This is a genomic window from Herbaspirillum sp. LeCh32-8, assembly GCF_017814915.1.
In the GTDB taxonomy this organism is placed as follows: Bacteria; Pseudomonadota; Gammaproteobacteria; order Burkholderiales; family Burkholderiaceae_D; genus Herbaspirillum.
This window is the reverse complement of record NZ_JAGIPZ010000015.1, coordinates 23416-41056: the sequence shown is the minus strand read 5'-3', so window position 1 is coordinate 41056 and position 17641 is coordinate 23416. Positions and strand designations below refer to the sequence as shown.

The following is a 17641-nucleotide window of genomic DNA, read 5'->3' as shown; positions in this document are numbered from 1 at the left end:
ACGAAGGACGACGACCGGTCGCTCAAGCGATCAGACCATCTTCCAATTGATTTGCTCGCCGGCAGACAGCGGCACCACGGTGGTGTCGCCCATGGGCAGCTCGGCCGGAATGGTCCAGCTTTCACGCTTCAGGGTCACCGTACCTTCGTTGCGCGGCAGGTCGTAGAAGGCCGGGCCGTTGAAACTGGCGAAGGCTTCGAACTTGTCCAGCGCGCCGGCCTGGTCGAAGGCCTGGGCGTACAGCTCCAGCGCGTGCAGCGCGGTGTAGCAGCCGGCGCAGCCGCAGGCGTGCTCCTTCAAGCCCTTGGCGTGCGGCGCCGAGTCGGTGCCGAGGAAGAACTTGTCATGGCCCGAGGTAGCGGCCGCCACCAGCGCCTGGCGGTGGGTTTCGCGCTTCAGGACCGGCAGGCAGTAGTAATGCGGACGGATGCCGCCCTTGAAGATCTCGTTGCGGTTGAACAGCAGGTGGTGCGCGGTGATGGTCGCCGCGGTCGGGCCTTCGCCTGCCAGCACGTAGTCGGCCGCCTCCTTGGTGGTGATGTGCTCGAACACCACTTTGAGCTCCGGCATGGTCTTGCGCAGCGGCTTCATGATGCGGTCGATGAACACGGCTTCGCGGTCGAACAGGTCGATCGCCGGGTCGGTCACTTCGCCGTGAACCAGGAAGGGCATGCCGGTTTCCTGCAACACTTCCAGCGTCTTGTAGCACTTGCCCAGATCGGTCACGCCGGCGTCGGAATTGGTGGTGGCGCCGGCGGGGTACAGCTTGACCGCCTTGACGAAGCCGCTTTCCTTGGCGCGGCGGATTTCTTCGGGCGGGGTATTGTCGGTCAGGTACAGCACCATCAGCGGCTCGAACGTCATGCCATCGGGCAGCGCGGCCAGGATGCGGTCGCGGTACGCTGCTGCCTGGGCGGTGGTGGTGACCGGCGGCTTCAGGTTGGGCATCACGATCGCGCGCGCAAACTGGCGCGCGGTGTGCGGCAGCACATCGGCCATGGTGGCGCCGTCGCGCAGGTGCAGGTGCCAGTCGTCCGGGCGGGTGATGGTCAGGTCGTTGCTCATTGCGGTGGTCTTTCGGTGTGGAATGTGGGTCTGGCGAGGCATCCCGGCGGATGCGGGCTGGTGGAGTTGCCGCGATGTCCTTCAAGCTGCGTATTCTACCGTAGCCGTCAAGCACCCCGGACAGCAGGCCAGCGCGCCGCTTTGATGTCGGACAAAAGAAAAAAGGCCGCATCGTCGCCGATGCGGCCTTGGTCCATCCGGATCCGGGATCAGTGGGTGATGATCTTGGCCAGGAAGTCGCGCGCACGTTCCGAACGCGGCGAAGCGAAGAACTCATCCTTGGCGCAATCTTCCACGACCACGCCCTTGTCCATGAACACCACGCGGTTGGCCACCTTGCGGGCGAAGCCCATTTCGTGGGTCACGACCATCATGGTCATGCCTTCCTGGGCCAGGCCGACCATGACGTCCAGCACTTCGTTGATCATTTCCGGGTCGAGCGCCGAGGTCGGCTCGTCGAACAGCATGGCGATCGGGTCCATCGACAGCGCGCGGGCGATCGCCACGCGCTGCTGCTGGCCGCCGGACAGCTGGCCCGGGAACTTGTCCTTGTGCGCCAGCAGGCCCACGCGGTCCAGGTACTTCAGGCCCTTTTCGGTCGCTTCGTCTTTGGAGCGGCCTAGCACCTTGATCTGGCCGATGGTCAGGTTGTCACGGATGGACAAGTGCGGGAACAGTTCGAAGTTCTGGAACACCATGCCGATGCGCGCGCGCAGCTTGGACAGATTGGTCTTCGGGTCGCCCACGGACACGCCGTCCACGGTGATGGTGCCCTTCTGGAACGGCTCCAGGCCGTTGACGGTCTTGATCAGCGTCGACTTGCCCGAACCGGACGGGCCGCACACCACCACCACGTCGCCTTTTTTCACCGAGGTCGTGCAGTCGGTCAGAACCTGGAAGCTGCCGTACCACTTGCTGACGTTGTTGAGTTCAATCATTTGTTTCTCCTGAATTTCTCGATTCGTTGGGCGGCCCGGCCTTCATCGGCGGGCCGCCGTCATAAGGCTTAGCGGATGATGGCGATCTTCTTCTGGAAGCGCTTGACCAGTTGCGACAGGCCGAAGCTCAACACGAAGTACACCACCGCCACGAACAGATACATTTCCACCAGGCGGCCGTCACGCTGCGCGATCTTGGATGCGCTGGTGACGAAGTCCGGCACCGAACCCAGCACGTACACCAGCGACACGTCCTGGAACAGAACGATGGTCTGGGTCAGCAGGATCGGCGTCACGTTACGAAACGCCTGCGGCAGCACCACGTTGCCCATCATCTGCCAGTAGTTCATGCCGATCGCGTAACCGGCAAACACCTGGCCGCGCGGAATCGACTGGATGCCCGAACGCATGATTTCGCAATAGTAGGCGGCCTCGAACAGGATGAACGTGATCAACGCCGACTGGAAGGCGCCGACCTGGATGGGCTCGGAGGCGCCGATGATCCACGCCCCGATGAACGGCACCAGGAAGTAGAACCAGAAGATCACCAGCACCAGCGGGATCGAGCGGATCAGGTTGACGTAGGTCGTGGCGATGAACGACAGCGGCTTGTTGGACGACAGGCGCATCATCGCCAGCAGCGTGCCGAGAATGATGCCGCCCAGCATGGCTGTGATGGTCAGGATCAGCGTGAACTTCAGGCCGGTCGTGAACAGGTAGACCCAGGAACGCTGGATAACGTCGAAGTCGAAATTGCTGAACATGGATCAATGCCCTCCCGCACTGGTGCTGCCGCTGGAAATGTAGCCAGGCACAGCGGTCACTCGTTCCAGCAGGCGTGCCAGCAGCAGCGCGATGACGGAAATGACGATGTAGATGATGGTCGCACCGGTCAGCGCCTCGAAGGTCTGGAAGGTGAACTCGCGCATCGAGTAGGTGGCGGCGGTCAGCTCGACCAGACCGATGGTCAACGCCACCGAGCTGTTCTTGATGATCGCGGCGAACTCGTTGGTCAGCGCCGGGATGATGATGCGGAACGCCATCGGCAGCAGCACGTAGCGATAGGTCTGGGTCGGGGTCAGACCGAGCGCGGCGCCGGCCATGCGTTGGCCGCGCGGCAGCGCCTGGATGCCGGTAGTCACCTGCACCGCCACACGCGAGGAGGTGAAGAAGCCCAGCGCCAGGGTCGCCGTGACGAACGAAGCGTCAGGCAGGCCCTTGAGCCAGTCGCCGATCGAACCGGGCATCAGTTCCGGCATCACGAAATACCAGAGGAACATCTGCACCAGCAGAGGAATATTGCGGAAAAGCTCCACGTAGCCGTTGGCGATGCTCACGACCCATGGTTTTGTTGTTGTACGGAGGGTACCGAAGATGGTGCCCAGGACCAGTGCCATGATCCAGGCGCATGCCGCAGTGGCCAGGGTCCATTTCAGGCCCGCCAGCAGGGTATCGATGTAGGGAATGCCGTCGGGAGACATCTCCCAGAAGATTCCCCAATTCCAGTTGTAATGCATAAATGGCCTCGTCTCTGTTTCGAGTCAATCTGTCGGGCGCGGTCACCAGGCAAATGCCGCGCCGCTTTGTGTTACGGTCCGCACCGGTTGCCGTGGAAAAAAGGATCATTGCAAATTGCGATATGGCAACGAGCTTTGACAGCCGGTTAAACAAAACGGGGGACAGGCCCCCGTTTCGTCATATTGCGCTAGGCAACCTACCGATTACTTCTTCTTGCCCATGTTCTTCTGGGCGTCCGGCACGACAGCGTAAGCTGCCGGATCCGGCGAATCGGTCGGCTTTGCCATCACGGCTTGCAGCTGCGGGCTCATCGGCACGTTCAGGTTGATACCCTTCGGCGGGATCGGCGACTGGAACCACTTGCCGTAGATCTTCTTGATGTCGTCGCCCTTGTAGACCACGGTCAGCGCATCGTCCACGACCTTCTTGAAGGCATCGTCGCCCTTCGGCAGGATCAGACCGTACGGCTCAACCGACAGCGCTTCCTTGGAGACTTCGTAGTCGGCAGGCGCCTTGGAGTTGGCGGCCAGGCCCGACAGCAGGATGTCGTCCATCACGAAAGCGGCGGCACGGCCGGTTTCGACCATCAGGAAAGCTTCAGCGTGATCCTTGGCAGCCAGGATGTTCATGCCCAGGTTGCGCTCGGCGTTCAGGCCGGTGATCTGCTTCAGGTTGGAAGTGCCCGAGGTCGACACGATGGTCTTGCCCTTCAGGTCGTCCAGGGTCTTCAGGTTAGCCGACTTCTTCGACAGGAAGCGGTTGGCGGTCACGAATTCAGTCACCGAGAAAGCCACCTGATTCCAGCGTTCCTTGTTGTTGGTCGCGGAGTCGCAGGAAATGTCGGTGGTGCCGTTGGCGATCAGAGGGATACGGGTGGCCGAAGTCACCGGAACCATCTTGATGTTCAGGGACGTCAGGCCCAGCTTCTTCTGGATCGCGGTCGCGGCCTTCAGGCACAGGTCGATCGAGTAGCCTTGGTAGGACTGCTTGTCGTCCAGATACGAGAACGGAATCGAGGAATCGCGAACGCCCAGTGTCAGGGTGCCGGAGTCCTTGATCTTCTTCAGACGGCCGCTGAATTCTTCAGCGTGAACCGAGCTCATCAGAACGCTTGCGCCGACCAAAACCCCTGCTAGCTTCAATAACTTCATTGTGTGACCTCCTGGAAAAATTTTTTACGTAGTGTACCAAAAGCCCTATCCCAAAAACAGCCAAGGCCGTCCACGGGGCGAGGCTTGCCGGTCCTGTTGCCATGCCTCTTTTTTGTTGTAAAAGCCATATCTTCGCAGGCTTTTTTCTTCATCCGGGCACAACGGTCGCCGCCGGTCACGGCGGCAGCCGATACGCTGCGGTGAATTCCACATGTGCAAGTCGCGGCGGCGGCATTGTACGACATAAGCCCACGCCCCATTCCGAAACCCGCAAATCCTTACTTTCTTCGATGCCGGCTTGCGCTGCCGGACACGCTGCGGCGCCCGGTTCCCTCGCGACAAACCCCGCATCATCTTACATGAGGCGGCAATGCCGCCGGTCATGCTTTCGCGGCATCGAATCGGGCTTGACTGCCGCCGCCCTCGCGCGCCGACTTATTGATACGCCAGCAATATCCATGCCAGAAACACTCTATTCCGCCGCCTTATCGGAAGGGAAGCGGAACGAGTCACGCAACAGATAACTCATCGTCAGCCCCAGCGCCTGTCGATGCGCGCCCACCGGGCGCATGAACCATTTGTCGTAAAGGCTGTAGATCTCGCCATCGGAAATGATGCGCACCATCTCGCGATCCACCACCGCCTTGAAAGCCGCGTCGTTCTTGCGCACCATCATTGCATACGGTTCCACCGCGAGCGCTTCGCCGACCACGGCGAGCAACTCCGGCCGTTCCACCGCGCTGCGGTGCGACGACAGCAACACATCGTCATCCACGTACGCATCCACGCGCCCCTCCGTCACCATCGCGATGGCGTCCAGATCGCGCCCCACTTCCGTCCAGCGCAGATTAAGCGCACCGGCAGCGTCGCGTGCCTTCACATAGGGCAAGACGGAACTCTGGCGCACCGTCACCACGCGTTTGTCGCGCATATCGAGCCACGAATGGATGCCCGCATCGGCGCGCACCATCATGCGCGTGGAGGTATAGAAATGGGGAATAGTGAAGGCGAATCGCTCGCGGCGCGCTGCGTTGTTGGTGGTGCTGCCGCACTCGATGTCGGCCTGGTCGCGAGCGATCGCGTCGAAGCGGCCGCTGGAGTTGACCTGCAGGAATCTGAGCTGCATCTGCGGCAACTTCAGCTCACGCCGCACGGCGTCGGCGATCTTGCGGCAAATGTCGATGGAGTAGCCGGCTGCGCTGCCGTTGTCGGCGGCTTCGGCGAAGGGGAAGCGGTTGTCGGGATAAGCGATGACCATGGTGCCTGTGCGACGGATCTTGTCCAGCGTACCTTCGGCGCACGCCAAGGCCGGCGCCAGGCATGTCAATGCCAGCGCCGCGGACAACGAACCTGCGCACACCCTGGTCGAGCGACCAAGGCTGCGCCTATGCACATGAACCACGTCTCCTCCCTGACTACACTGACTGATCAAGTCATGCAGCTGGCGATCTTACGTTGTCGCCTTCGCTGCCGATGCTCCGAATAAAGCCTGATTACGGGTACAAACCTCGCATTTCGCGCGCTTGCAGAACACGAGTGCAAGCCACGATGAAGGCCGCCGTGCGCAGCGACACCTTCTTCTCCTCGGCCAGTTGCCAGACCGCCGTGAAGGCTTCGCGCATGATGCGGGTCAGGCGCAGGTTGATCTCGTCCTCAGTCCAGAAGAAGCTTGAGAAATCCTGCACCCACTCGAAGTAGCTCACCGTCACGCCACCGGCGTTGGCGATCACGTCGGGCACGATCAACACGCCCTTGTCGCGCAGGATGTCGTCCGCTGCGGGTGTGGTCGGGCCGTTGGCGCCTTCGAGGATGATCTTGGCGCGAATGTTGTTGGCGTTGGCTTCGGTGATTTGCTGTTCCAGTGCGGCAGGCACCAGAATGTCGCAGTCCACCGACCAGAATTGGGCGCGGTCGGTGATCTCGTCGGCACCGGTGAAGCCCTTCACACTGCCGTTTTGCGCAACGTAGGTCTGCAGCGCGGGGATGTCCAGGCCACCTGCGTTGAACACGGTGGTCACGTGGTCCTGCACTGCAACCACCTTGGCGCCGGCTTCTGCGAACAGGCGCGCGGCGATGCCACCGACGTTGCCGAAGCCCTGCACCGCGACCTTGGCATCCTTGATGTCCAGGTTGCGCTTGGCGGCGGCTTCGCAGCCGACCACGAACACGCCGCGGCCGGTCGCTTCATGGCGACCCAGGCTGCCGCCCAGAGAAATCGGCTTGCCGGTGACCACGCCCGAGGCAGTGCTGCCCTGGTTCATGGAGTAGGTATCCATCATCCAAGCCATGATCTGCGAATCAGTGTTCACGTCCGGCGCCGGGATATCCTTGTTCGGGCCGATGATGATGCCGATTTCGCTGGTGTAGCGACGCGTAACGCGCTGCAGCTCATCGCGCGACAGGGTCTTGGGATCGACGCGGATGCCGCCCTTGGCGCCGCCGTAGGGCACATTCACCGCGGCATTCTTGACGGTCATCCAGGCCGACAGGGCCATCACTTCCGACAGTGTCACATCCTGGTGGAAACGCACGCCGCCCTTGCCGGGGCCGCGGGAGAGGTTGTGCTGCACGCGATAGCCCTCAAAGTGAGCGATGGTGCCGTCGTCGCGCTCGATGGCGACGTCCACCACCAGCATGCGCTTGGGACGCTTCAGGGTTTCCACCCAGCGTGCCAGCGAGCCTAGGTAAGGGGTAACGCGGTCGATTTGTTCGAGATAGACGCCCCACGGACCGATGCCGTGCGGGACGAGATAGGAAGGCACTTCGTGGTTAGGTACGTTCGACATGATGCAATCGCTCCTTTTGTTGGCCGTGCTGTTCAAGTCATGACGCTGCAAAAAAATCGATCTTCGCCGGGCATGTTACTCCGTCTGCGACCTGGCTTGAGGTGCGCCGCGCAAAGGCGCCGCATGCGGCGCTGCGGCAGGCTGCACCCATGATCGTGCAGTGCGGGAGAGTGTGGAATTTTCCCCCGTCCGAATCAGCGCCGCCATCGTAGCCAGCCCGACAATGCAAGGCTAATGCTTTGTGAGCATGCAACTATGCATGTGTTGCATAACCATCGCAATCCCCTTTCCCGTGCCGGATTGCGACCACCTCATCCGTGCCTGAGGGAGGATTTCAGCCGCCTTTGGGCGCCTTGGCGGACGCCTTCGCCGATGTCGCCGCAGCGCCCTTTTTACCGTCGTTGCGGGCCGCCTCCATCTCCACCAGATACTCCCATAGGCGCGCCACCAGAGCCTTGCCGGCGCGCTGCGCGGTGGGTCGTTCGCGGTACAGGCGGATCTCCATCTCCACCTCCCACTCACCGGCCGGACCGTCGGTGCGCGCCAGCTGGCGGTTGCGCACTTCGCGCACCACCGAAGACTCCGGCAGGAAGGCCACCCCGTGCCCCTCCAGCGCCATCATCTTCAGGCTTTCCGACATGTCGGTCTCGTAGTGCTTGACCAGGTGCAGCGGGCGCTTCACGTCCGACATCATCAGTTCCACCATGCGCCCGAGGTAGGCGTTGCTGGTGTAGGACAGGAACGGCACCGGCGCCTTGGAGCTGCCCGGAAACAGATAGTCCGGCCGGCCGTTGCGATCGCAGCGCGAATAAGGGCGCAGCGTCTCGGTGCCCATGGTCAGCATGTCGTAGCGGCTGGTGTCGAGCTGCACCGGCTGGCGCGGGTGGTGATAGCACAGCAGCAGGTCACAGCCGCCTTCGACGATGGTCATCACGGCATCGTGCACGTTCAACGCGATCAGGCGCGTGTTGATCGAGCCGAAGCCCGACTCCAACGAGCTCAGCCACTTGGGCATGTAGGTCAGCGAAAGCGTATGCGGCACCGCAAAATCGATGGTGGTCTGGGCGGTCGGGCGCTTGCCGCGCAGCAGCGCACGGGTGTTGCTGATCTGCCCCAGCATCGCCACCGCCTGCTCGTAGAACACCTCGCCGGCCGCCGTCAGCCGCGTCGGATACGAAGTGCGGTCGATCAGGTCCGCGCCCAGCCAGGCCTCCAGCGACTGGATGCGGCGCGAAAAGGCCGGCTGGGTAACGTGGCGCAACTCCGCCGAACGGCTGAAACTGCGCGTTTCCGCCAGGGAGATGAAATCTTCAAGCCATTTGCTTTCCATTGCCCGCCCACTTCTCGTTCTTGTATGAAGTCGCGCAGTCAAGCGCAACTGCGCGCAGGCGCGCGCATGGCCGAATTGTGCCGCTGCCGCCGCAGCGGCGCAAGCCGCCGCGCTTGCGGAAAACGCTTAGCGACTGTCGGCCGGCTTCAACACGCTCGGTTCGCCGTCCTGCACCGGCGCAGGCTCACCTGCGGCCTGCGCCGGCAGCGGCGAACCGCCTTCGTCGTCGCCCCCGGCCTGCTGACGCAGCCACATCTGCGCATACAAACCATCGGCCAGCAGCAGTCCCGCGTGGGTACCGCGCTCGACGATACGGCCATGGTCCAGCACCAGGATCTGGTGGGCGTCGACGATGGTCGACAGGCGATGCGCTATGACCAGCGTGGTGCGCTCTTTGGCGATCTCCGAGAGCTGCTGCTGGATCGCCTGCTCGGCGCGCGAATCGAGGGCCGAGGTAGCCTCGTCGAAAATCAGGATGGCGGGATCCTTCAACAGCGTGCGCGCGATCGCCACACGCTGCTTCTCGCCGCCGGAAAGCTTCAGGCCGCGCTCGCCGACCATCGTGGCGTAGCCGTCCGGCAGCGACTCGATGAAGTCGTGGATGTAGGCCGCGCGCGCAGCCGCCACGATCTGCTCGCGGCCGGCGCCGGGCTTGCCGTAAGCGATGTTGTATTCGATAGTGTCGTTGAACAGCACGGTGTCCTGCGGCACGATGCCGATGGACTGGCGCAGCGAGGCCTGGGTGATGTTGCGCAGGTCCTGGCCGTCAATGCGGATGGCGCCGCGGTCAACATCATAGAAGCGGTACAGCAGGCGCGACAGCGTCGACTTGCCCGATCCGCTATGTCCCACCACCGCCGTGGTAGTGCCCGGCGCCACGGTGAAATCGACGTCGAACAGGATCTGGCGCTTGGCCTCGTAGCTGAAGTCCACATGCTCGAAGCGCAGCTCGGCGCCGTCGGTCTGCAGCGGCAACGCGCCTTCACGGTCCGCCACCTCGCGGTTCTCCTCCAGCAGCGAGAACAGGCGTTCCATGTCGGCCAGGCTTTGCTTGATCTCGCGGTACAGCACGCCGAGGAAGTTCAGCGGAATGTACAACTGGATCATGAAGGCATTCACCAGCACCATATCGCCCAGCGTCATGGTGTCGTCCATCACGCCCACCGTGGCGCGCCACAGGATCATCGTGACCGCGATGGCGATGATGGCCGACTGTCCGGTGTTCAACAGCGACAGCGAGCTCTGCGACTTCACCGCCGCGCGTTCATAGCGCTGCAGGCCTTCGTCATAGCGGCGCGCCTCGAAGTCTTCATTGCCGAAATACTTGACCGTCTCATAGTTCAGCAGCGAATCGATGGCGCGCGTATTGGCGTGCGAGTCGAGTTCGTTCATCGTGCGCCGGAAGTGGGTGCGCCACTCGGTGACGGTGATGGTGAAGACGATGTACAGCACCAGCGCGCCGCCGGTGATGGCCGAGAACCAGATGTCGTAGTGCAGCATCAGGTACACCAGCACCAGCAGGATTTCAATGATGGTGGGCAGGATCGAGAACAGCGTGTACGACACCAGCGTCGACACCCCGCGCGTGCCGCGCTCGATGTCGCGCGACATGCCGCCGGTCTGCCGGTTCAGGTGGAAGCGCAGCGACAGCGCATGCAGGTGCCGAAACACCTGCAGCGCGATGGTGCGCACCGCGCGCTGGGTCACGCGCGCAAACAGCAGCTCGCGCAGCTCGGTGAACACCGAGGTCGCCAGCCGCAGCGCGCCATAGGCGGCCAACAGCCCCAGCGGCAGCACCAGCAACGCCTGCGGATGGGCGGCGGTGATGGTCATCTGGTCGACCAGTTTCTTCAGCACCAGCGGCACGCCGACGTTGGCCAGCTTGGCGCCGACCAGGAAGGACAGCGCCAGCATCACGCGCCATTTGTAGGTCCAGAGATAGGGCAGCAGGGTCCTGACCACCGCCCAGTCGCCTTTCTGGCGCGCAGCAGCGGGGGCTTTGGGAGAAGCGGATGTAGTCGGGTAACGGCGCATGGAGAGTCCGGAAAATGAGCGCGCGGCCGGCTTGCCGGGTGGCGCTGCAAACCCGCAGCAAAGCCGCTCAGGGCGAAGCAACATCCGATAAACTAGGCCTTTCGCGCACGACGCGAAAGAAACAGTTATCGGCTGCAATGCCTGTTTGACAATAACAGCGGGCAAAGCCGGAATTATAAGAGTCCGCAGGACTTCACGCTTTCAAGGAAGACTCACATGACCACCACACCCCGCATGCAACTGCCCGCAGGCCGCGCGCCGCAATTGCGCGTCATGCCCATGCCGTCCGACGCCAACGTGTACGGCGACGTCTTCGGCGGCTGGATCATGGCCCAGGTCGACATCGCCGGATCGCTGCCGGCCACCCGCCGCGCCAACGGCCGCGTGGCCACCATCGCGGTCAATTCCTTCCTGTTCAAGAACCCGGTGTTCGTGGGCGACCTGCTGTCCTTTTACGCCGATATCGTCAAGGTCGGCAACACCTCGATCACCGTCAACGTCGAAGTCTACGCAGAGCGCAACCGCCTGCAGACCGAGATCGTCAAGGTCACCGAAGCCACCCTGACCTACGTCGCCACCGACGAGAACCGCAAGCCGCGCTCGCTGCCGCCGCTGGGTCCGGACGATGACGTGACCGAGCTGAACCACCTGCAGGAACTGGGCGGCGGCTGGCAGTCGGTGTGAAGCCGTCGGTCTGAAGCCTCCGGCCTGCGGCGCGCGCCAATGTTGAAAAGAATTCAGCCCGCGCGCCGCGCTTAATCCGTATCGTTACCCTCCCCCCCACCGTTACCGATGCACTGACCATGAACCAAGCCGCCCGCCCCGCCGTCCTGATCGTCGCCCGCCTGCCGCAGCACCTGATGCAACTGCTGCACGACAACTTCACCTGCTACAACCTGCTCGACAATCTCTCCGACGAGCAGTTGAACGACATCGCCCCCTCGGTGCGCGGCATCGCCGCCAACGGCGAGGCCAAGGTGCCGCGCGACTTCATGGCGCGCTTCCCGGCGCTGGAGATCGTCTCGGTGTTCGGCGTCGGCTATGACGGCGTGGACGTGCCGGCTGCGCGCGAACGCGGCATCCACGTCACCCACACGCCCGACGTGCTGACCGAGGACGTCGCCGACATGGCCATCGCGCTGATGCTGGCCACCGCCCGCAACGTGGTGCGCGCCGACCGCTTCGCCCGCAGCGGCGAATGGAAGAACGGCCCCTTCCCGTTCACCACCAAGGTCAGCGGCGCCAGGCTGGGCATCGTCGGCCTGGGCCGCATCGGCGAAGCCATCGCCCGGCGAGCCGCCGGCTTTGACATGGACATCGCGTACCACAACCGCTCGCAAAAAGACGTGCCTTATACCTACTTCGGCGACATCAAGTCGCTGGCCGCGGCGGTCGACTTCCTGGTGATGATCACCCCGGGCGGCGCAGGCACCCGCGCGCTGGTCAACGCCGAGGTATTGGAAGCACTCGGCCCCAAGGGTTTCCTGATCAACGTGGCGCGCGGCTCGGTGGTCGACGAAGCGGCGCTGACCCAGGCGCTCAAGGACGGCAAGATCGCCGGCGCCGGCCTGGACGTGTTCGAGAACGAACCCAACATCCCGGCCGAGCTGGCTGCGCTCGACAACGTGGTGCTCACGCCGCACATGGCCAGCGGCACGCTGGTCACCCGCACGGCCATGGCCGACCTCGCCTTCAACAACCTGCAGGCGCATTTCGCCGGCAAGCCGGTGCTCACGCCGGTGCCGAACTGAGCGGACAAGGCCATGACAGGCGCCACCAAACTGATCGCGCTGGACTGGGGCACCTCCTCGCTGCGCGCCTATCGCCTGGGAGACGACGGCGCGGTGCTGGATCGCCGCGCGCTGCCCTGGGGCATCATGAACCTGCCGGTAGTGGAAGCCTCGGCCGTCGGCTCCAAGGCCGGCTTCGAACAGGCCTTCGAAGAAGCCTGCGGTGACTGGCTGGCTGCAGCGCCCGGCACGCCCGTGGTGGCCGCCGGCATGGTCGGCAGCGCGCAAGGCTGGCGCGAAGCGGCTTACCTGGAGGTACCGCTGCAGGTGGCCGACATCGGCGCGGGGCTGACCGCCGTCCCCACCCGCAATGGCGCCGTGCTGCACATCGTGCCCGGACTGATCGAGCGCGGCGAGCTGCCCAATGTGATGCGCGGCGAAGAGACCCAAGTGGCCGGCGCACTGCAGGACGGCGCTGCAGGCGAGCTGCTGATCGGCCTGCCGGGCACGCATTCGAAATGGGTGCGCATCATGGGCGAACACGGCGGCGAGCGCTTCACCCACTTCGATACCTTCATGACCGGCGAGGCCTATGCCGCGCTCTCCGGCCACACCATCCTGGGCCGCACCATGGAGCGCGGCGCCGGCGCCGGCTTCGACGCCGCGGCCTTCGAACGTGGCGCGCGCGTGGCGCTGGGCGCCGCCGGCATCAACGGCGTGCTGTCGACCATCTTCAGCACCCGCACGCTGGGCCTGACCGGCGCGCTCAACGGCGCCGCCCAGGCCGATTACCTCTCGGGGCTACTGATCGGCCATGAGATCGCCGCGCTGCGCGCCGCGCGCATGGGTGACGGCCTGACCGCCAACCCGCGCGTCGTGCTGATCGGCGACGGCAAGTTGTGCGAGCGCTACCGCCAAGCGCTGGCCCTATACGGTTATACGGATGTCTCGGTCGCCGCCCAGGCCACCGAGCGCGGCCTGTGGAAGCTCGCCATGCAGGCCGGCCTCATCAGATAAGGACATGACATGTTGAAAGAAGCCATGAAGAAATGCCGGCTCATCGCCATCCTGCGCGGGGTTCGCCCCGACGAGGTGGAGGCGATCGGCCGCGCCCTCTATGGCGCGGGTTTTCGCATCATCGAAGTCCCGCTGAATTCGCCCGAACCGCTGGAGAGCATCCGCATCCTGCGCGGCGCGCTGCCGGGAGACTGCATGGTCGGCGCCGGCACCGTGATGTCGCCGGCCCAGGTGCAGCAAGTGGCCGACGCCGGCGGCCAGATCATCGTCATGCCGCACAGCGACCCGGCCGTGATCCGCGCCGCCACCGACGCCGGCCTGGCCAGCGCGCCGGGCGTGGCCACGGTGACCGAGGCCTTCGCCGCCCTGGCGGCCGGCGCCGACATCCTCAAGATGTTCCCGGCCGAGCAGCTGGGCCCGGCCGTGGTCAAGGCCTGGCGCGCCGTGGTACCGGCTGCCGTGGTACTGGCGCCGGTGGGCGGCATCACGCCCGACAGCCTGAAGACTTTCATGCAAGCCGGGGCTACCGCTTTCGGGCTGGGGTCAGCGCTGTACAAGCCGGGAATGAGCGCTGAAGAGGTTGGTAGGAATGCGCGCGACTTCATCACTGCCCTGCGGGCTTGCGAGGCCTCCCAGGCTGCCTGAGGAGCACGGCGGACGACGCTGGGTCCTGACTTTCGTCAGGACGACAGGGAGGAGGGAGCTTGAGCCGGCAGACGGCAGGGCTATCTCAAGTTTGTCGTCCCGGCGAAGGCCGGGACCCAGCGTCGTTCGTTGCGTCACGACGCCCTTGGCAAGGAATGAAAAACGCCGCCATGGAACACTCCACGGCGGCGTTTTTCTTTGCGCCCAAGCCCGGTATCAGGCGGCCTTCTTCTCCGCCTCCGGCTTCTTCTCGTCGCGCAGCTCACGCCGCAGGATCTTGCCCACGTTGGTCTTGGGGAGCTCATCGCGGAACTCGATGTACTTGGGCTTCTTGTAGCCGGTGAACTGTTCCTTGCAGTAGGCCATCAGCTGCTCGGCGTTCAGCGACTTGTCCTTGCGCACCACGAACAGCTTGACCGCTTCACCGGTGTGTTCGTCGGGCACGCCCACGCAGGCGCATTCCAGTACGCCGGGGTGCTGCGCCACCACGCCTTCCACCTCGTTCGGATAGACGTTGAAGCCGGACACCAGGATCATGTCCTTCTTGCGGTCGACGATCTTGGTGTAGCCGCGCTCGTCCATCACGCCGATGTCGCCGGTCTTGAAGAAGCCGTCCGGCGTCATGACCTTGGCGGTCTCGTCCGGACGCTGCCAGTAGCCGGCCATCACCTGCGGACCGCGAATGGCGATCTCGCCGGGCTGGCCCAGCGGCACCGGCTGGCCGTCGTCGTCGAGGATGGCGAAGTCGGTGGACGGGAACGGCAGGCCGATGGTGCCGGTGTAGTCCTCGATGGTGCAAGGGTTGGCGCTGGCGATCGGCGAGGTTTCCGACAGGCCGTAGCCTTCGATGATGGGGCAACCGGTCAGCTTCTTCCACTTGTCGGCCACGCCCTTTTGCACCGCCATGCCGCCGCCCACGCAGCAGCGGTAGCCGGAGAAGTCCAGCTTGGCGAATTCGGCGTTGTTGAGCAACGCGTTGTACAGCGTGTTGACCGCCGGGAAAGTGTTGACCTTGTACTTGGCCAGCTCCTTGACGAAGCCGGGAATATCGCGCGGATTGGGGATCAGCAGGTTCAGCGCGCCCTCGCGCGTGCCCAGCATGTTGCATACCGTCAGCGCGAAGATGTGATAGAGCGGCAGCGCGCAGACGAACACCAGCTGGTCGACGTGGCCGCCCGACTTCAGCGCCGGGTTCAGCCATTCCTCGGCCTGCAGCACGTTGGCCACCAGGTTGCGATGCGTCAGCACGGCGCCCTTGGCCACGCCGGTGGTGCCGCCGGTGTATTGCAGGAACGCGATATCGTCATGGCCCAGCTTGACCGGCTGCAACTGCTTGCCCTCGGCCTGCGACAGCACGCGACTGAACGAATGCGCGTTGGGCAGCGACCAGGCCGGCACCATCTTCTTGACGTGACGCACCACCATGTTGACGATGGCGCCCTTCACCGTACCCAGCAGCTCGCCCATGCTGGCCACCACGATGTGCTTGACCTGGGTGCGCGCCACAACCTTCTGCAGCGTGCAGGCGAAGTTTTCCAGCACGAAGATGGCCTCGGCGCCCGAGTCCTTCAGCTGGTGCTCCAGCTCGCGCGCGGTGTACAGCGGATTGACGTTGACCACGGTGTAGCCGGCGCGCAGGATGGCGGCGATCGCGATGGGATACTGCAGCACATTGGGCATCATGATCGCCACGCGCGCGCCCTTTTGCAGGCCCAGGCCTTGCAGCCACGCGCCCAGTGCGCGCGACTTGGCGTCAAGGTCGGCATAGCTCAGGTACTTGCCCATGCAGACGTAGGCGTTGCGATCCGCGTACTTGGCAAAGGCCTCGTCGATCATCTGCACCAGCGAACCATAACGGTTGGGATCGATCTCGGCGGGAACGCCTGCGGGATACGATGCAAGCCAGAATTTTTCCATGTTGTTTACCTCTGTCTCCGGTCAGAACTTGCGCTGGGCTGGGCGTGCTCGGAACCCGTTGGCTGGATTCATTGCCTGGATGCGCACAGCAGAAAAAAGCACGAGTGTTTTTTTATTTAGTGCAGATGCTATCCAGCATTGAACGCTTGGGCAAGCTTTTTAAAACGTTTTTTGCGTAAAAATTCGAGGCGTTAGCAGCAGCTCGCCTTTGATACGGCTTGTCTTTCCGGCAAAAACGGGGCTGTAAGCATCATACCTCCGACTGCCTGGCTTGGGCAGCGTCGCCATGCGGCAGGGAAACAAAATCCTCCCGCGCTGCATCAAACCGGCGCGCGCTCGGCCTTGCGATCGCGCTTCTTCTCCCGGGGCTGATCCGCAGGCAGCGGATCGCCCAAGGCGGCATGGCGCGCCGCCTTGTCCATCTGCGCCAGCTGCTTCACCCGTGCATAGAAATCCGGGAAGCCGCTGCTCTGCGCGAACAGCGCCTTGAACGCAGGCACCATGTCGTGATACGCCCCCACCAACGCGAGGTGCGCGTTGGACAGCGGCATGGCGAACCAGCGGTCGTAACCGCTGTAACCGTTCCAGCGCTGGGTCTTCAATTGCGCGTACTCAGCGCGCAACTGGTCGAAAATCATCTCCTTGCACAGGCGCTTTTGCGCATCAGTAGCGTCGCTGTCGTAGTTGGCTTCCAGCTTGTCGCGGTATTTGTCCAGCAGCGCGAGGAAGTCCTGCTTGCGCGCGTCGAAGCGGCGATAGGCCTCGATCATCTTGTCGTCATGGCGCGCCTTCAGCCAGCGCTCGACGCCGATTTCCTCCACGGCCACGGCGAAGCCCTCGTTGAACGGCGTGTCATCACGCGCGTACACGGTCTGGTGCGCCAACTCGTGGAACACCAGCCGCGCCAGCTCGCCGTCGGGGTAATTGATGAAGGTGGAAATCACCGGATCGTTGAACCAGCCCAGCGTGGAATAAGCCGGCACGCCGACCACCTGCACGTCATAACCCTGCTGCTGCAGCTGCGCGCCGTATTGCTGCGCGTCCTGCTGGCTGTAATAGCCGCGGTAGTCGACGCAACCGGCGATCGGGAAGCACCATTGGTGCGCCTTCAATGACAGCTCGGGCGCCGCCACCACGTTCCACAGCACAAAGGGACGATCCAGCTGGGCGTAGGTCTTGTAGCTGCCGTTGTCGGGCAGGCCGAGTTCGGCGACGGCGAAGTGACGGATCTCGCGCACGGTTTCCAGCTTGCTCTTCAAGGCCGGCTTGGCGTCGGGGTCGTTGATCCAGTCGTCGAAGGGCCGCGCCTGCGCCAGCAGGGAGAACTGTCCGTGTGCGGCCTGGGCGTAGTAGGAAATGGACGTGCAGCCGCCCAGGGCGACAGTGGCAACGGCAGCCGCGACACAGGCGGCCAGTCGCGCCCGCAGCGAACGCGGCGGGCGATCAATATTGACCGGAAATGGCAGGCAGGCGCGGGACATGCCTGCTGAGACAGCAATGCTGCCCGGGC

General features: G+C 63.7%; 16 protein-coding genes. 4 read left to right on the top strand and 12 right to left on the bottom strand.

All coding sequences use genetic code 11. The features are described 5' to 3' along the window. Positions 1 to 30 precede the first annotated feature (30 nt). The 10 genes from pyrC to J8I26_RS20290 all read right to left on the bottom strand — a co-directional run bounded on the left by pyrC (position 31) and on the right by J8I26_RS20290 (position 10822). Positions 31 to 1065, bottom strand: coding sequence for a dihydroorotase (gene pyrC / locus J8I26_RS20335; protein WP_209608933.1), 1035 nt, complete (start codon positions 1063 to 1065; stop codon positions 31 to 33). A 209-nt stretch (positions 1066 to 1274) separates the two neighbouring features. After that, entirely contained in the window at positions 1275 to 2003 is a 729-nt protein-coding gene (locus tag J8I26_RS20330; RefSeq protein ID WP_209608932.1) for an amino acid ABC transporter ATP-binding protein, read from the bottom strand. A 68-nt stretch (positions 2004 to 2071) separates the two neighbouring features. Then, complete coding sequence (locus J8I26_RS20325) at positions 2072 to 2767, bottom strand: amino acid ABC transporter permease (RefSeq protein WP_209608931.1); 696 nt, start codon at positions 2765 to 2767, stop codon at positions 2072 to 2074. Between the two features lie 3 nt (positions 2768 to 2770). Continuing rightward, positions 2771 to 3520: an amino acid ABC transporter permease gene (locus J8I26_RS20320; protein WP_209608930.1), complete on the bottom strand. Its 750-nt coding sequence runs from the start codon at positions 3518 to 3520 to the stop codon at positions 2771 to 2773. A gap of 204 nt (positions 3521 to 3724) precedes the next feature. Continuing rightward, positions 3725 to 4672, bottom strand: a complete 948-nt coding sequence (locus J8I26_RS20315) for an amino acid ABC transporter substrate-binding protein (RefSeq protein ID WP_209608929.1) — start codon at positions 4670 to 4672, stop codon at positions 3725 to 3727. Continuing rightward, entirely contained in the window at positions 4669 to 4917 is a 249-nt protein-coding gene (locus tag J8I26_RS20310; RefSeq protein WP_209608928.1) for a hypothetical protein, read from the bottom strand. Before J8I26_RS20310 ends, J8I26_RS20315 begins: the two co-directional genes overlap by 4 nt. Positions 4918 to 5144: 227 nt before the next feature. Further along, positions 5145 to 5978 (bottom strand): amino acid ABC transporter substrate-binding protein, encoded by an 834-nt coding sequence (locus tag J8I26_RS20305; RefSeq protein ID WP_209608927.1) that lies wholly within the window; start codon positions 5976 to 5978, stop codon positions 5145 to 5147. Between the two features lie 187 nt (positions 5979 to 6165). Beyond that, positions 6166 to 7458 (bottom strand): Glu/Leu/Phe/Val dehydrogenase, encoded by a 1293-nt coding sequence (locus tag J8I26_RS20300; RefSeq protein ID WP_209608926.1) that lies wholly within the window; start codon positions 7456 to 7458, stop codon positions 6166 to 6168. Between the two features lie 334 nt (positions 7459 to 7792). After that, complete coding sequence (locus J8I26_RS20295) at positions 7793 to 8788, bottom strand: LysR family transcriptional regulator (protein WP_209608925.1); 996 nt, start codon at positions 8786 to 8788, stop codon at positions 7793 to 7795. Between the two features lie 126 nt (positions 8789 to 8914). Then, positions 8915 to 10822, bottom strand: a complete 1908-nt coding sequence (locus J8I26_RS20290; RefSeq protein ID WP_209608924.1) for an ABC transporter ATP-binding protein/permease — start codon at positions 10820 to 10822, stop codon at positions 8915 to 8917. Positions 10823 to 11038: 216 nt separating this feature from the next. On the opposite strand from J8I26_RS20290, the gene J8I26_RS20285 reads away from it, so the two are divergent. The 4 genes from J8I26_RS20285 (at position 11039) to J8I26_RS20270 (ending at position 14214) form a co-directional block, all read left to right on the top strand. Next, positions 11039 to 11506 (top strand): acyl-CoA thioesterase, encoded by a 468-nt coding sequence (locus J8I26_RS20285; RefSeq protein WP_209608923.1) that lies wholly within the window; start codon positions 11039 to 11041, stop codon positions 11504 to 11506. A gap of 119 nt (positions 11507 to 11625) precedes the next feature. After that, positions 11626 to 12573, top strand: coding sequence for a 2-hydroxyacid dehydrogenase (locus J8I26_RS20280; RefSeq protein WP_209608922.1), 948 nt, complete (start codon positions 11626 to 11628; stop codon positions 12571 to 12573). Between the two features lie 12 nt (positions 12574 to 12585). Further along, positions 12586 to 13569 (top strand): 2-dehydro-3-deoxygalactonokinase, encoded by a 984-nt coding sequence (locus tag J8I26_RS20275; RefSeq protein ID WP_209608921.1) that lies wholly within the window; start codon positions 12586 to 12588, stop codon positions 13567 to 13569. A gap of 9 nt (positions 13570 to 13578) precedes the next feature. After that, positions 13579 to 14214, top strand: coding sequence for a 2-dehydro-3-deoxy-6-phosphogalactonate aldolase (locus tag J8I26_RS20270; protein WP_209608920.1), 636 nt, complete (start codon positions 13579 to 13581; stop codon positions 14212 to 14214). A gap of 216 nt (positions 14215 to 14430) precedes the next feature. On the opposite strand, the gene J8I26_RS20265 is transcribed toward J8I26_RS20270, so the two are convergent. Beyond that, the gene (locus J8I26_RS20265; protein WP_209608919.1) at positions 14431 to 16131 is read right to left on the bottom strand and encodes a long-chain fatty acid--CoA ligase; all 1701 of its coding nucleotides are present in this window, start codon (positions 16129 to 16131) and stop codon (positions 14431 to 14433) included. Between the two features lie 320 nt (positions 16132 to 16451). Next, positions 16452 to 17612: an aminopeptidase gene (locus tag J8I26_RS20260; protein ID WP_209608918.1), complete on the bottom strand. Its 1161-nt coding sequence runs from the start codon at positions 17610 to 17612 to the stop codon at positions 16452 to 16454. Positions 17613 to 17641: the final 29 nt, after the last annotated feature.

Bases quoted from the DNA above. Each gene is read 5' to 3' on its own strand.
- pyrC (WP_209608933.1), bottom strand. From the start codon at position 1,065: ATGAGCAACGACCTGACCATCACCCGCCCGGACGACTGGCACCTGCAC.
- J8I26_RS20330 (WP_209608932.1), bottom strand. From the start codon at position 2,003: ATGATTGAACTCAACAACGTCAGCAAGTGGTACGGCAGCTTCCAGGTT.
- J8I26_RS20325 (WP_209608931.1), bottom strand. From the start codon at position 2,767: ATGTTCAGCAATTTCGACTTCGACGTTATCCAGCGTTCCTGGGTCTAC.
- J8I26_RS20320 (WP_209608930.1), bottom strand. From the start codon at position 3,520: ATGCATTACAACTGGAATTGGGGAATCTTCTGGGAGATGTCTCCCGAC.
- J8I26_RS20315 (WP_209608929.1), bottom strand. From the start codon at position 4,672: ATGAAGTTATTGAAGCTAGCAGGGGTTTTGGTCGGCGCAAGCGTTCTG.
- J8I26_RS20310 (WP_209608928.1), bottom strand. From the start codon at position 4,917: ATGTCGTACAATGCCGCCGCCGCGACTTGCACATGTGGAATTCACCGC.
- J8I26_RS20300 (WP_209608926.1), bottom strand. From the start codon at position 7,458: ATGTCGAACGTACCTAACCACGAAGTGCCTTCCTATCTCGTCCCGCAC.
- J8I26_RS20295 (WP_209608925.1), bottom strand. From the start codon at position 8,788: ATGGAAAGCAAATGGCTTGAAGATTTCATCTCCCTGGCGGAAACGCGC.
- J8I26_RS20290 (WP_209608924.1), bottom strand. From the start codon at position 10,822: ATGCGCCGTTACCCGACTACATCCGCTTCTCCCAAAGCCCCCGCTGCT.
- J8I26_RS20285 (WP_209608923.1), top strand. From the start codon at position 11,039: ATGACCACCACACCCCGCATGCAACTGCCCGCAGGCCGCGCGCCGCAA.
- J8I26_RS20280 (WP_209608922.1), top strand. From the start codon at position 11,626: ATGAACCAAGCCGCCCGCCCCGCCGTCCTGATCGTCGCCCGCCTGCCG.
- J8I26_RS20275 (WP_209608921.1), top strand. From the start codon at position 12,586: ATGACAGGCGCCACCAAACTGATCGCGCTGGACTGGGGCACCTCCTCG.
- J8I26_RS20270 (WP_209608920.1), top strand. From the start codon at position 13,579: ATGTTGAAAGAAGCCATGAAGAAATGCCGGCTCATCGCCATCCTGCGC.
- J8I26_RS20265 (WP_209608919.1), bottom strand. From the start codon at position 16,131: ATGGAAAAATTCTGGCTTGCATCGTATCCCGCAGGCGTTCCCGCCGAG.
- J8I26_RS20260 (WP_209608918.1), bottom strand. From the start codon at position 17,612: ATGTCCCGCGCCTGCCTGCCATTTCCGGTCAATATTGATCGCCCGCCG.